The 13,651-nt window shown below is 57.6% G+C and carries 13 protein-coding genes; 6 read left to right on the plus strand and 7 right to left on the minus strand.

Features of this window, described 5'->3' with window-relative positions; all coding sequences use genetic code 11:
- Positions 1-187 precede the first annotated feature (187 nt).
- Positions 188-1,612: a wax ester/triacylglycerol synthase family O-acyltransferase gene (locus CK627_RS15115; RefSeq protein ID WP_095592766.1), complete on the plus strand. Its 1,425-nt coding sequence runs from the start codon at positions 188-190 to the stop codon at positions 1,610-1,612.
- A 66-nt stretch (positions 1,613-1,678) separates the two neighbouring features.
- Here CK627_RS15115 and CK627_RS15120 read toward each other — a convergent pair whose 3' ends face one another.
- From CK627_RS15120 to CK627_RS15135, 4 genes are all read right to left on the minus strand, one after another.
- Positions 1,679-2,476, minus strand: coding sequence for a tetratricopeptide repeat protein (locus CK627_RS15120; protein WP_095592767.1), 798 nt, complete (start codon positions 2,474-2,476; stop codon positions 1,679-1,681).
- 43 nt (positions 2,477-2,519) lie between these two features.
- Positions 2,520-3,170, minus strand: coding sequence for a TetR/AcrR family transcriptional regulator (locus CK627_RS15125; RefSeq protein ID WP_095592768.1), 651 nt, complete (start codon positions 3,168-3,170; stop codon positions 2,520-2,522).
- 1 nt (position 3,171) lies between these two features.
- On the minus strand, positions 3,172-4,356 hold the full coding sequence (locus CK627_RS15130; RefSeq protein WP_095592769.1) for a patatin-like phospholipase family protein: 1,185 nt from the start codon (positions 4,354-4,356) through the stop codon (positions 3,172-3,174).
- Between the two features lie 82 nt (positions 4,357-4,438).
- Positions 4,439-5,023: a phasin family protein gene (locus tag CK627_RS15135; protein ID WP_017782867.1), complete on the minus strand. Its 585-nt coding sequence runs from the start codon at positions 5,021-5,023 to the stop codon at positions 4,439-4,441.
- A gap of 248 nt (positions 5,024-5,271) precedes the next feature.
- Here CK627_RS15135 and CK627_RS15140 point away from each other — a divergent pair, with 248 nt between their 5' ends.
- Positions 5,272-7,242 (plus strand): SDR family oxidoreductase, encoded by a 1,971-nt coding sequence (locus CK627_RS15140; RefSeq protein WP_017788059.1) that lies wholly within the window; start codon positions 5,272-5,274, stop codon positions 7,240-7,242.
- Positions 7,243-7,291: 49 nt separating this feature from the next.
- On the opposite strand, the gene CK627_RS15145 is transcribed toward CK627_RS15140, so the two are convergent.
- Positions 7,292-8,188 carry an esterase/lipase family protein gene (locus tag CK627_RS15145; protein WP_095592770.1) on the minus strand — a complete coding sequence of 299 codons (897 nt, stop codon included), beginning with the start codon at positions 8,186-8,188 and terminating at the stop codon, positions 7,292-7,294.
- A 169-nt stretch (positions 8,189-8,357) separates the two neighbouring features.
- On the opposite strand from CK627_RS15145, the gene CK627_RS15150 reads away from it, so the two are divergent.
- Together CK627_RS15150 and CK627_RS15155 are read left to right on the plus strand one after the other, a co-directional pair.
- The gene (locus CK627_RS15150; RefSeq protein WP_005300837.1) at positions 8,358-8,672 is read left to right on the plus strand and encodes a YebG family protein; all 315 of its coding nucleotides are present in this window, start codon (positions 8,358-8,360) and stop codon (positions 8,670-8,672) included.
- A 298-nt stretch (positions 8,673-8,970) separates the two neighbouring features.
- The gene (locus CK627_RS15155) at positions 8,971-10,248 is read left to right on the plus strand and encodes a tyrosine-type recombinase/integrase (RefSeq protein ID WP_095592771.1); all 1,278 of its coding nucleotides are present in this window, start codon (positions 8,971-8,973) and stop codon (positions 10,246-10,248) included.
- 301 nt (positions 10,249-10,549) lie between these two features.
- Here CK627_RS15155 and CK627_RS15160 read toward each other — a convergent pair whose 3' ends face one another.
- Positions 10,550-10,996 (minus strand): hypothetical protein, encoded by a 447-nt coding sequence (locus CK627_RS15160; RefSeq protein WP_095592772.1) that lies wholly within the window; start codon positions 10,994-10,996, stop codon positions 10,550-10,552.
- Positions 10,997-11,959: 963 nt separating this feature from the next.
- The gene (locus tag CK627_RS15170; RefSeq protein WP_242441271.1) at positions 11,960-12,190 is read right to left on the minus strand and encodes a helix-turn-helix domain-containing transcriptional regulator; all 231 of its coding nucleotides are present in this window, start codon (positions 12,188-12,190) and stop codon (positions 11,960-11,962) included.
- A gap of 331 nt (positions 12,191-12,521) precedes the next feature.
- Between CK627_RS15170 and CK627_RS22655 the strand changes: the two genes are divergently transcribed.
- Together CK627_RS22655 and CK627_RS15175 are read left to right on the plus strand one after the other, a co-directional pair.
- Positions 12,522-12,806: a hypothetical protein gene (locus CK627_RS22655; protein ID WP_157737190.1), complete on the plus strand. Its 285-nt coding sequence runs from the start codon at positions 12,522-12,524 to the stop codon at positions 12,804-12,806.
- A gap of 15 nt (positions 12,807-12,821) precedes the next feature.
- Positions 12,822-13,613: a hypothetical protein gene (locus tag CK627_RS15175; RefSeq protein ID WP_095592774.1), complete on the plus strand. Its 792-nt coding sequence runs from the start codon at positions 12,822-12,824 to the stop codon at positions 13,611-13,613.
- Positions 13,614-13,651: the final 38 nt, after the last annotated feature.

Below are 13,651 nucleotides of genomic sequence, written 5' to 3' on the forward strand. Positions count from 1 at the left end.
ATCACAAGTCTTATTTTTAAATTTTACGGGGCAACAAGAGCCTCTGCTTTTGTCATGGATGGCTGGCGTGAATTAATCGCCGTGCAGTTTCACCAACATAAGAAAACATTGTTTGTTGCTTCCTATCTGGTCGCCGACGTCCAGAACGGAATGTGGCACAAATAATGCGAAACGATAGGGATAATACATGTCTGTGTGTGAACTCATCTCCTGTGTCGATACCGCCTGGCTGCGGATGGACAGGCCCAATAACTTGATGCAGATCGTCGGCGTGCTGATGTTCGACGGTCAGCTGGATGAAACCAGATTGCGCGAGAGCCTGCTGCACACCGTACGGGTACAGCCGCGCTTCGCGCAGAAAGCCTGCCTGGAAGGGGGAGAGTACTACTGGCGTACCGACCCCGATTTCGATCTCGACCTGCATCTCAAGCGGGTGATCCTGCCGGGCAAGGCCGGCAAGGCCGAGCTGGAGCGGCTGGTGGCCGACTTTGCCTCCACCCCCCTCAACCATCAGCGTCCGCTCTGGGAGATGCACCTGGTAGACACCTCCCTCGGCGGCCAGGCGCTGGTGGTGCGCTTTCATCACGCCATGGGGGACGGCTTCTCCCTGGTGCGGGCCATGCTCACCATGATGGACGAGAGCCCGGTTGCCGCTCCCAGACCGCAGCCCGAGCCGGTGGCCAACGACGACGGCGACGAAGAGCACGATCAGCAGGGCAGTCGCCTGCTGCGGGCCGGCCTCAAGCTGACCGGCACCCTCTGGTCCAAATACGTCGAGGTGCTGACCCACCCCACCAAGGCGATGGACTACCTCAAGACCAGCCGGGACGTGACCGCCGAGCTCTACACCATCGCCACCCTCTCCGATGATGCCGATACCCGGCTCAGGGGAGAGACCGGCTGCACCAAGCGGGTAGCCTGGTCAGAACAGATCCCGCTGCCGGACGTGAAGGCGGTGGGGCGGGTGCTCGGCTGCTCGGTCAACGACCTGCTGATCGCCGCCACCGCCGGGGCCTTTCGCCACTATCTGCTGGAGAAGGGCGACGAGGCCGACGTCGACATCCGGGCACTGGTGCCGGTCAACATGCGCGCTCCGGACGACAAGGGGGCCCTTGGCAACCGCTTCGGGCTGGTGGCCCTGGATCTGCCCCTCAACATCGAACATCCGCTGCAACGCCTCTATGCGGTGCGGGATCGGATGCAGGCGCTCAAATCTTCCCTGCAGCCGGCGGTGGTGCTCAACCTGCTGGAAGTGATGGGCATGGCCCCCAAGGCGGTGCAGCAACAGGCCATCGACATCCTCTCCGCCAAGGCCAGCGCCGTCATCACCAACGTGCCTGGCCCGCAGCAGACCCTCTATCTGGCCGGCGCCAGGTTGCGCCAGCCGCTGTTCTGGGTGCCCCAGGCCGGCGATATCGCGGTCGGCGTCTCCATCCTCTCCTATGACAACAAGGTGCAGGTGGGCCTGATCACCGACAAGAAGCGGGTGCCGGACCCGGATCTCATCGTCGAGCGCTTCGCGGTGGAGTTTGAGCAGTTGCTGCTGCTGGTGCTGATGGAGCCGGATCTGCTCTGCGACCCCGCCATGCTGGATCAGCTGCTGCACGGCTGATCCGCCGCGCTTCAAACGCAAGAGGCCAACCCGGGGGTTGGCCTCTTGTTTTATGAGTCTGGCGAATTACTCCTCCTCCAGCTCCTCACGGGCGGCTTCCACATCGAGCCGCTCCATGGCATCCAGCGGCTCGCACTCGGCAGCCTCGCCGTAGAGTGCCTCGGCCGCCGCCATCTTGCTCTTGCCGTGCATCATCACCATGGCGTTGGCGTACTCCATGCGGGCGATGGCTGAGTGGGGGATGATGGCCAGCGCCGCCTTGAAGTGACGCTCGGACTCATCCTTCTTGGCGCCGTAGGTGATACCGCCGATCATGGCGCCCAGCTTGTCGATGATCTCCGCATGCCAGGCACCGAAGGCGATATGGGCCTCCCCGTGGTCAGGCTCCAGCGCCAGCGCCTGCTCCAGGCTGCTCTTGATCTTGTCACCTATGCCGATGGAGAGTGCCTTGGAGACCGAGATCACCTGGCTGTAGCGACCCAGCGCCAGGGCGTGGAAGTACCAGGCGTTGACGTTGTCTGGCTGACGTTTTTGCAGCTTCTCGGCGTTGCTGGCGGCCAGCTCGAACGCTTCGCGCTTGGCATATTTGTCATCCAGCAGGTAGCTGGCGTGGATCACCAGCGCCTTGTTCGCCACGTTGAGGCCATCCTCGCCGGCGGCCAGCCCCAGGCTGACGGCCCGGGCGAAATCACCGGCGTGATAGGCGCGCCAGGCCTCCTGTACCTGTTCATCTTCGGGCCAGGGCTCGGCATCCCCCTGGTGCAGCCGCTCCCAGTGCTGCTCAAGGCGCTCCCCGGCATAGTCATAGGTGGCCTCCGGCCAGGGGAAGGGGGTGAAATCGAAGTTGGGCTGTGAAGTGGTCATATGATTCTCCCTGTTAAAAACACAATCAAAAAACACGGTTCGGTCAACCCGCCACGGTGGCGGGACGATAATGGCTGGCGATGGCATCGAGCGCGGCGCGGGCATCGGCTCGCAGCCTGGGGGCCACCAGTTCCATCACCTGAAAAACGCCGAGGGCGATGTCGGCATCGGCCCGCGGATGCAGCGCTCGCTGATAAGAGATCCAGAAGGTCCCCACCAGTGCAATGTTGGCGGCCAGCGCCGTCACCTGCGCTTCGTCGCCTTCTAGCAGACCGCTGCGCCAGAGGTGGTGACAGATGGCGGCGGCGGTGAGTTCCTTGCGCCGCAGCAGGGCCGAAAAGCGCTGCTCCACCTTGTGGTTGCCGTTCATCAGGGTGCTGATGTCGTAATAGAAAAAGCGGTACTTCCAGATGAGTTCGAACATCAGGTGCAAGAAGAACCAGATGTCCTCCGCCTCGTTCAACGGCGGGGTAATGGTGTCGAGCAGGTGGGCCATCTCCTGTTCGAACTCGCCGAACAGGGCGTTGACTATCTCCTCCTTGTTGTGAAAGTGGTAATAGAGGTTGCCCGGGCTCATCTCCAGCTCGGCCGCGATGGCGGTGGTGGTGACGGTCGGCTCGCCCAGCAGGTTGAACTGGGCTAGGGCGGTGGCCAGGATGCGATCCCTGGTACGCCGCTTGGGTTTGCGATCCATGCTACTCCTTCGGTTGACGCCGGCCCTTGTCGCCATAGCGACGGGTCAGCCAGTGCTGCAACTGGGTCAGTGAGGCATCCAGCGCCGCCACCGCACCGATGCCCGGGGTCAGCAGGGAGCGCTGCTCATCGGCCAGCGCGTCAAGATCCAGCTCCAGCCCGTGTCTGGCGAGGATGGGACCAAGCTCGGCCCGCCGCTGCCACAGATCCCGGCGGGTATGCTGGAAGGCGTGCTCGCACAGATGGCGCCGGTCCCGATAACTGAACACATTGGTGAAGAACATCTCGCCATCGGCCGGGGAGGGTTCGAACAGCAGGGCATCCGCCTCTGGGTACTGGTGCTTGTAGCGATCCATCCCCACGTGCATGCGCGAGTGGATGATGGCGCGAAACGTCTGGGCCAGTACCACCGGCAGACCGCTATCCACCAGCTTGGCGGGACGCTCGCTGGCCAGACCCGCATCAAAGGGCACCAGCGGGTTGATGCAGAACACCAGATCGGCCCCCTCCTGCAGCGCCACCGAGGCGTGCAGCGTCTTGATGAGCGCGCCGTCCACGTAGTAGCGACCATCGATGAGGGAGGGCGGGAACAGACCGGGCAAGGCGGCGGAGGCCTGCACCGCGGCGGAGATGGGCACCTGGTCGAGCCCTGGGCTGCCGAAGGCCACCGCCCGACCGGTGTCGAGTTCGGTGGCGATGACGAACAGCCGGCTGGTCAGCTCGCGAAAATCGTTGCTGCGACCTGGGCGCGAGAAGAACTGGGTCAGGATCCGATCCACCCCGCGGCTGTCGAACATGCCGGTGGGGATCGCCTTGGACAGCCCCTGCAGCGAGCCGAGCAGGCTCTTGTTCCAGGGGGAGGAGAGGTAGTCGGCCAGACACGCCAGCGCCAGCGGCGGCAGCGAGGTGAGCCGTTCAAAATACTCCCCGAAGGCGGGGCGCAGCAGGGTAGAGGGGTCGAAGAACTCGCCACTGTCGTCGCTCAGCAGGATCCGCACCAGCTTGTCGGGGGAGATGCCGTTGGCCAGCGCCGAGGCGATCACCGCCCCCGAACTCACCCCCACATAGATGTCAGCCTGCTCGAAACGCACTCCCTTGATGCTGTCGGCCAGGGCGGCGCAGGCACCGATCTCGTAGATCCCCCCCAGAGGTCCCCCCCCGGCGAGGGCAACCGCAATCGTGCTCATGATTTGCCTCCCTTATCACGCAAAACCGGCCCAGCAGAGGGCATGGGCCGGTGGATCATCAGTCAGAACAAGCCGGTCGGGATCAGAAGAGTGCGGTTTCACCCTTCTCCTTGATCTCCTTGGCCACGTTCTCTACTTCCGTTGCCAGCTCCTTGACCTCTTCCTTCACCTTGGCGACGGGAGCGGGTGCGGCGGCGGCTTTCTTGACCGGCGGCTTCTTGGCGACAACCGGCTTCTTGGCCGCTGCGGCAGCAGGTTTGGCCTCGTCAACCGGGGTAGTGTCGTCCTGGGCATCGATCAGCTGCTGCACCACTTCGGTCAGCTCGGCCATCCGTTTGGAGAGCTTGTCGATGTCCTTGCGGGTCGGGATGCCGAGGCTGGCGACGGCACGGGCCACGCGATCCTCGAATACCTGCTCCAGACGGCCCCAAGTACCGGCGGTCTTGTCGGTCATGGCCGCGATCTTCTCATCGGCGCTCTGACGGGTACGGGTTTGCAGGGCTTCCCCTTCCTGAACCAGGGCTTCAAAGATCTTGCCGCCTTCCTCTTGCGCCTTGGCATAGGCACCCAGGCCAGCCAGCCAGATCTGCTGGGTGGACTCTTTGATGGTGGAAGTGAGGTGGTTGTCGGTCACCGAACTTGCCAGTGCTTTCAATTTTTTGGCCATGACAGTCTCCTTACTCGTGATATAGATGATGGTAATGACAACAACCTTGGTATATTCGTTGTGGCATTACTTAACTTTCATCCTCAGTCTAGGGAGAAAAAATAGAGGGTTCTACCTAATAACGGAACAGGCAACCCTGGTAATTTTGGACTGGGTCACGAAGAATGATATTCGAATGAATATTTTCAGTAAAAGCGTGATATATCTAACAGCAACTAACAGCCCAATCAGTAAGGGATATAAATACCATGGATTATTTCATCACAGGTGGCAGCGGCTTCATCGGCCGCCGGCTGATTAAAAAATTGCTGCAGCGTCCAAATAGCCGGGTGCATTTCCTGATGCGGGCAGCCCATCTCGAGCGGGTACCCGACCTGCTGGCCTACTGGGGCGTTGGTGAGGATCGCGCCATTGCCGTGGTGGGCGACATGACCCACCCCTTGCTCGGCGTCGGCAACGGCGAACTGGAACCCCTCATCGGCAAGGTCGATCACTTTCTGCATCTCGCTGCCATCTATGATCTCAACGCCAAGGCGGGCATTCAGCAGCAGGTCAATGCCGAGGGCACCCGTCAGGCCCTGCAACTGGCAGAGCGGCTCAAGGTGCGCTGCTTCCATCACTGCAGCTCCATCGCGGTGGCCGGCCTGTTTGACGGCCTGTTCCGGGAAGACATGTTCGATGAGGCCGAACACCTCGACATGCCCTATTTCCAGACCAAGCACGAGGCCGAAGGGATAGTGCGCAAGGAGAGCACCATCCCTTGGCGCATCTACCGACCCGGCATCGTGGTCGGCGACGCCAATACCGGCGAGATGGACAAGGTGGACGGCCCCTATTACTTCTTCAAGACCATCCAGAAGCTGCGCCGCATGCTGCCACCCTGGATGCCCGCCATCGGGGTCGAAGGGGGGCGCATCAACCTGGTGCCGGTCAACTTCGTGGTGGATGCCATCGATCACATCGCCCACCTGGAAGGGGAGGACAACAAGGCGTTCCACCTGACCGATTCGCACCCCATGCGGGTCGGCGACATGCTGAGCACCTTCTCCCGGGCGGCCCATGCCCCCGAGCCGGCCATTCGCATCAATGCCGCCCTCTTCAGCTTCATTCCCCGCCATCTGATGACCATGCTGATGGCGCTGACCCCGGTGCGGCGCATTCGCGATGCGGCGATTGCCGATCTGGGGCTGCCCAAGGACATCTTCCGGCTCATCAACTATCCGACCCGTTTTGACAACCGCGAGGCCCAGCGGGTGCTGAAGGGGACCGGCATCGAAGTGCCGCCGCTGCACAGCTATGCCTGGCGCCTGTGGGACTACTGGGAGCGTCATCTCGACCCGGATCTGTTCATCGACCGCACCCTGCGCGGCCGGGTCGAGGGCAAGGTGGTGCTGATCACTGGTGCCACCTCCGGCATCGGCAAGGCCACCGCGAAGAAGCTGGCAGAGGCGGGGGCCAGGGTGCTGACCATCGCCCGGGACGAGCACAAGATTGCCGAAACCCAGGCCGAGTTTGCCGAACTGGGCTTGACCCTGCAGGTCTATCAAGGTGATCTTGCCGATCTGGCGCAGGGGGAGGCGATCACCCGGCAGATCGTGGCCGAGCATGGCGGCGTGGACATTCTGGTCAACAATGCCGGTCGCTCCATCCGCCGCGCCATCGAGGACTCCTTCGACCGTTTCCACGATCTGGAGCGCACCATGCAGCTCAACTACTTCGGCACCCTCAAGGTGATCATGGGGGTGCTGCCCACCATGATCGAGAAGAAGAAGGGGCACATCATCAACATCTCTTCCATCGGGGTGCTGACCAATGCGCCGCGCTTCTCCGCCTACGTCGCCTCCAAGTCGGCGCTGGATGCCTGGGTCCGTACCGCGGCCTCCGAGTTTGCCGACAAGGGGGTCAACTTCTCCATCATCAACATGCCGCTGGTGAAAACTCCCATGGTGGCGCCCACCAAGGTATATGAACAGGTGCCCATGATGACGCCGGAAGAGGCCGCCGATCTGGTGTGCGACACCATCATCAACAAGCACGTGCGCCTCGCCACCCGGCTCGGGGTGTTCGGCCAGGTGATCCATGCCCTGGCACCGCGGGTGGCCCAGGTGATCATGAACACCAGCTTCCGCACCTTCTCCGACCCCAAGGAGGGCAACGAGTCCAAGGCCTCGGCGGATCAGATGGCAGTCTCCACCCTGATCAAGGGGATCCACTTCTAGTGGTGATGACAACGAACTGATGTAGCAAAAACGGAAAGGGCCTGAGCAATCAGGCCCTTTTCATTTGCGGCTGCGGGCGGGAGAGCAGGGTCAGCAGCAGGGCCGTGGTGCGACGGGAGTAGAGCAAGGAGAGGTGGCCGAGGGCGGCGAGCTCCACGTCCTCCATGCCATCGAGACGCTGGCGGGACTGGGGCAGCACGAAGTTGTCGTGACTGGTGCGCACCGAGACGCCGGGTACGCAGAGCGGCACGGCGGCAAAGCGCTGCAACCAGCCGGAGCCTGGTTCCATCTCGCGGGCATTGTCGCCCAGCCCCAGGGTGGCGAGCTGGCTACCCTGATGAGGGGTGGCCAGGGTGATAAGCTGCGCCACCTTGTCACCACCCGCCACCGCCAGATAGTCGCGGCACACCAGTCCGCCCATGCTGTGACCGATCAGTACCAGTTGCGATGCGCCGGTGGCGACCAACACCTCGTCGATACGCCTGGCCAACAGCGGCACCATGTCGTCGAGATGGCCAAAGGGAGGAGTCAGGGTGACGGTTGCCACCGTGTGACCGGCGGCCTCCAGCCGTGCCCGCTGCACCCGCCAGATACCGCGACTGCAGCCATAACCGTGGATCAGCAGCAGGGGCAGGGGAGAGGGGGTCAACTTGTCGGGCGGCATTAACCAGCGCTCGAACGGCAGCAGCCAGGTGAAGGTCAGCAGGTAGGCCACTATCTCCCGCCCCACCATGGGCAGCCATGCTCGCCAGCCGATGGCAGGCACAGGATAGAAACGGGAAAAGCCCCAGGTCAGCAATACCACCAGGGTGCGCAACCCCAACAGGGCTACCACCACAAACATGATGGAGGGCGCCCAAGAGAGGCCGATGGCAAGGTGGGCGATGCTCCCAAGGAGCGTCGCCTCAACCAGCAGCAGTATCAGTAGTTGCTTTGTTATCGTCATGACCCAATCATCCGACCAGTTTGGCGTGGAAGTCAAATGACCCTTTCATCAATGTGACGGCCAACCCGCTCTCGGTCAGTCTCGGCTCAAACCTACCTGCCTGTGGCTATTTACAATACTGTATATCCATACATATACTTGTGTTCACCATCAGAAGGAGGACGCCACTATGGCCGTTGAGATCAAATATGTTGTGGTTCGTGGGGGAGTGGAAAAGATGACCTTTACCAGCAAGAAAGAGGCTGACGCCTATGACAAGCTGCTGGACACTGCCGATGAGTTGATGACGCTGCTGGCCGCGGCTCCCATTGCACTCGAGCCGGAACAGCAGGAGAGCCTGGCCTTCTATCTGGCCGAACAGCGGGATGCACTGCAGAGCGTATTGCGTGGTGGAAAGGGGCAGGGGAGCAACAAGGCAGAGAGCCAGGAAACCCAGAGTGAAGCAACCGAACCCAAAGGCAAGTCACTCAAGCGGGTTGCGTAGCAAGGCGTCTGGATAACAGGGTGAGGAAGGACAGGGAAAAGGGGCGAGCCGTCACGACCAAACACTTCCTTATTCAAAAAGATAGAATTAAAAGTCAATTTTCAGGCTATTTACCCCGAGAATTTTCTGACAAAAGTGCATATTCATTGAATGGGATAAGAATGTGTTCGCAGTGATTCCACGTGGTGACTGCATCCATGTTTCCTGACCATGTTCCCACCACCGATGATGCCGATAACCCCATTTATCGGCATTACCCTTGAGCAGGCCGCAAGCCAGAACCATTTCAAGCAAGACCATGACCACAACCATACTTCCACCCGCCATGCCGCTGTTCGATGGCTTGGCATACCTGGAGGCGGGCAACCCCCAGGTCAATCAGTACCTGGCCAACCTCAGCCTCACCGACGTACCCGATGCCGGGATCGTCTACGAGCTCGCCGTCGACTGGCTGCTGGAGCAACGCAACAACGAGAACAACTACAAGACCTATCGCAGCGAGCTGACCACGTTCTTGCACTGGTGCTTTGGCGAGATGCGCATCAGCCCAAAGGATCTGACCCGGCGCATCATGATGCGCTACCTCGATTATTGCCAGTCACCACCAGCGGCCCTGATTGCCTATCGCAATGTGGCGCAGTTCGTGCTCGACAAGGAGTGGGGAGAGCGCCTGCCCAATCCCCAGTGGCGACCCTTTCTTGGCAAACGGGAGCTGGGCCGCGAACTGCCGTACCGACTCAGTGAGCAAGCCATGAAGACCAAGCTCGCCATTCTGTCGGCCTTTTTCCAGTTTTTGATCCAGGAAGAGTACATGGACCGCAACCCGGCACTTCTGCTGCAACGGGTGAAGCGCACCGTACAGCAGGAGCCGGATGATCAGGGCCAGGCCTTCAGCGAGCTGCAGTGGTCCTATGTGATGCAGGCGGCCGATCGGCTGGCCACCGAGTCACCGGAGCAGCACGAGCGCAGCCGCTTTCTGATCAGCCTGATGTATGCCTGCTACCTGCGCATCTCCGAGGTGGCGGCAAGACCCGGTTTTACCCCCGTCATGGGGCAGTTTCGCCGCGACGGGAAAACCGGCGTCTGGGGTTATTACATTCCCCGCAGCAAGGGTGGCAAGCGCCGCACCGTGGCGGTCTCCCATGCCTTGCTGGAGGCCCTCAAACGCTACCGGACGTTTCTCGGTCTCTCGCCACTGCCGGTACCCGATGAACAGACGCCACTGTTTGTACGCCACAAGGCCGCAGCCCACGGCCGTGAACAAGGTGAGCTCAATGCCAACCTCGGCATCCGTCAGCTGCGCGAGCTGGTGATGGCCGTCATTCAGGCGGCCGCTACGCTGGCGGAACAGGATGGCTTTGCCCAGGATGCCGCAGAGATGCGCAACCTGACGCCGCACTCCATTCGCCATACCGGCATCACTCACGACATCAACCTCAATGGCCGACCCTTGTCCCATGTGCAGGCCGATGCCGGCCACGACAGCATCGACACCACCTCCAAATACCTGCACACCGGCAACAGCGAACGTCACGAGAGTGCCAATCACAAACCACTGGATCGGCTACATGAGTAAGTTCAACAGTGAGAGATAACAGAAAGGAAAAGATTCGTTCATGGCAAACCAATCCTGTGTTGTTGAACCAATCCAGGACACTCAATTGCTCCATGTTCACAACCGCGCATAATGTGGCCGCGGTATTATGTTGAGGGTTTTCCCCCTGCGATAATCCCGAAGGGGCAGGGGGACGCGACTAGGCAGGGACGTGGGACAGCTTGCTGGCATCGTCCCAACGCCGGAGCGCCCGCAACATAATCCGCATTTATGCGCAGTGACCATCAACATATAGCAAAAAGGGCCGCTGCGGCCCTTCCCATCATTTATTGTCCCACCACCACTTCAACGCATACCCCAGCGCAATTACCCCCACGGTCATCAGAATTTGCCAGCCATCCTTTCCGTACCAAGCTGGCTCAATAAACAGCGGGTCGCCAAATCGTCCCCCTGCCCAGTGTTTTAAGATCGGGGAGAAGACGATCACTGAGGTACCCAGGAAAATGGGCCAGCTGTCTTGTATCCTCCCTGGGTAATCTTGTGCCTGAAGGTAGAACGCACCGATCACCAATAGCGCCCATATGACCATTCTATACAACGCTTCCAAGGCTACCGACCATGGCACTTCAAATGTGGACATAACCCACCATGTCGCCAAGATCACCAGCCCGCCGCATATCACCAATGCCATTCCAATCGAGTCATCTGATTTTGAACTCATAACTAATTGCCTCTTATAGTAGTTAAAACAAGTGAGCTGTACATGCATACAGGTTCCTCACAGGTCTCATAATACACACGGATGACACGATGTAAACACCCAAAATATTTGTTTTAATTAGATTTTTTATTAAAAAATCGGCAGCCAATTAATAATAAATTTCCCGCCTTTTAAAAAAGAAAAGGGGGCTATAAAAGCCCCCCTGGTGGTGATGACTACTCATCGCCTTCACTATCTTTATAGTGGACTCTTGTCTCAAAATGGGACATCTGTGGTTTCAGAATATCGACTAAGGGGAGGGGGTATGGGATGACTACTTCAACCAGGAAAAGGCATCGCCTGACTTTCTGGTTGAGCGAGAAGATGTTGTGGGCGAGGGGGCTTTGGCGGATCAGTTGGCCAAGTTGGCCGACCTCTACATTGCCAAACAGCAGGGGAACCGGATGGCCGGTCTTGCTGACTTGGGTGAGGATCTTCTTAAGCTGGCCGAGACTGGCATTCGTGACGGCTCATCGTCATGTGCTGGATTGATGAAGGAGTTGTGCCGCAGAACCGGCTAAACACCGCCTTGTTATCTCTTACGATGATGCCGATAAATGGGGTTATCGGCGTCACAGGTAAACGCTATTGACAAAGGTTTTAGTATAAGTATGTACTGGATGGCAGGACATAAGCCAAAGTCATTCGGCGTCGGTCGGTGGCATGGAAAGCCTTCTCATATATCTTAAACTGGAGGCTTTATATGAAAACCCTAAAACAATCCATTCTGGATGCCTACGCAGCAATCGACTCAAATCGTTGCAGTGTTAATCCACGTATTAAGCAGCGAGCAGAGTCAGACCGCAAACTGCTCATAAGATTCGAAAATGAATGCCAAGGGCTCTGTTCGGGAAACCTTGAGCAAACTCCAGACGCGCTTATGGCGCAACTGCCTGATGAGAGACAAGATCGCCTTCAGGAGATGATCTTGTGGATCAAAACCAATCCATTCATCTCCATAAGATGGAGTGCTTAGCCTTTAAAGTGGACCCCAATCCATTTCACCTGGTGACGCGGCATTGGGGTCACACTGAGCCAACAGTTCTTCCAGTTGGCGCGAGCACGCTCCATATCATCAAACGCCGCAGTCAGCAGCGCCGGATCACCATCTTCAAGAGCGGCCTGCAGATAGGCAACCATATCGGCCTCAGTAGCCAAGCCGTCAGCCGCATCAAAACGGCTCCATTGTTCAGTTCTCTTCATTCCGTCCTCCTGCATTCGTCATTGCGCATAATGTACAGGGCATTATGTTTAGGGTCTGCCTTGCGAAATAATGCGCAGCATCGCAAGGCCGCGTCGCACACAGCACGTGGGACGCGCAGCGGCATCGTGATGGGTGCAGAGCGCCCGTAACATAATGGTCGTTATGCGCGGTATTCTCTGTGCGTTCACCACCCACCACTAGGCGTCACTGTTCTATAACCCTCACGTCAGTGAGAAAAAATAGAGAAGAGGCCTAGATCGCGCGAATTTTGGTAACTGTTACCATAAATCATGATAATATATGGGTGCTATTTACCAAATAGGGATATACATGAACGACAGCAATGATAGCAAAGAGGTAAATACTCTCTCCACGCCGCGCCGTCGTGGTAGACCCGCTACAGGGAATGCATTAACACCAGCGCAAAAACAAGCTGCCTATAGAGCTAGATTGCGTCAAAACTGTGTAACTGTAACATTTGACCGAGTAGCCATTGAGGCACTTGAATGTCATGTTAGAGCTCTCGTTTGTGGATATGACGCTCCAATTAAAAAAGAGCAATTGGATTCGATACTAGATTCGCTTCGCTATTCAACCCTTAGGCAGTTAATTTGATATTAAGGTAGCCACATGCAATTTTTGGATATATTCAAGAATGACCGTCCACAGTTAAAGCAATATTGGGCTTTGATGAAGGTTGCACCATTGGAACGCCTGCTACAGATGCAAAAAGGGCTTCTCTACATGAACAGCCTTGATTACTTCAGTAGCCTGAAAGGTGAAGATGGTTTGAAGGTCAGAAGTGACGAGATTGAATCGATATATGCTCAATTTCATGCTGGCACCTTAAAAAATGGCCATAGAATTGAAATGAGCCTGAATATTCCTGATTTTGGAGATTTTGATATCCCTCGTGGCACAAAGATATCTGTAGGTGTTCCATCATCAAAAAATGTTTTTCTGTACTGTATGACATGCATAGCAGACTCGAACATTGTTGATGATACTTATTACATGGATAGACGAATGACGAAGTTCGGGTCTCATACTCTTGTAATAAATAATTCAGCAGAGTTTTTCGCTAGGTATACAAAAGCCATCAATGACAACCCTCACATATATTTACACAAACATATGGATGGGGGGTGTGGTCTTATTGATTATATAAGAATGTCTAAACACAGCGGGAAAATAGGCCTTTTTATTAAGGACAAAGCTTATTCTTGGCAGAAGGAATATCGTTTTGTTCTTGGCGCAAAAGATGAGGCGTTAAATAAAAATGGTGCGTTAGAGTTAAATATTGGAGATATAAGTGACATCACCAATATTGTGAAGACTAAAGACTTCATAAATTCCCCAGGAAAGGTTACGAAAAGACCAGTTTATCGTGAGACTAACGGAACATATAAGTTTGTTGAATAAATGCAGTCCGCACGGGTGGTCATCTGTGCGACCACCCA

It is taken from the genome of Aeromonas dhakensis, from assembly GCF_002285935.1.
Taxonomy (GTDB): Bacteria; Pseudomonadota; Gammaproteobacteria; order Enterobacterales; family Aeromonadaceae; genus Aeromonas; species Aeromonas dhakensis.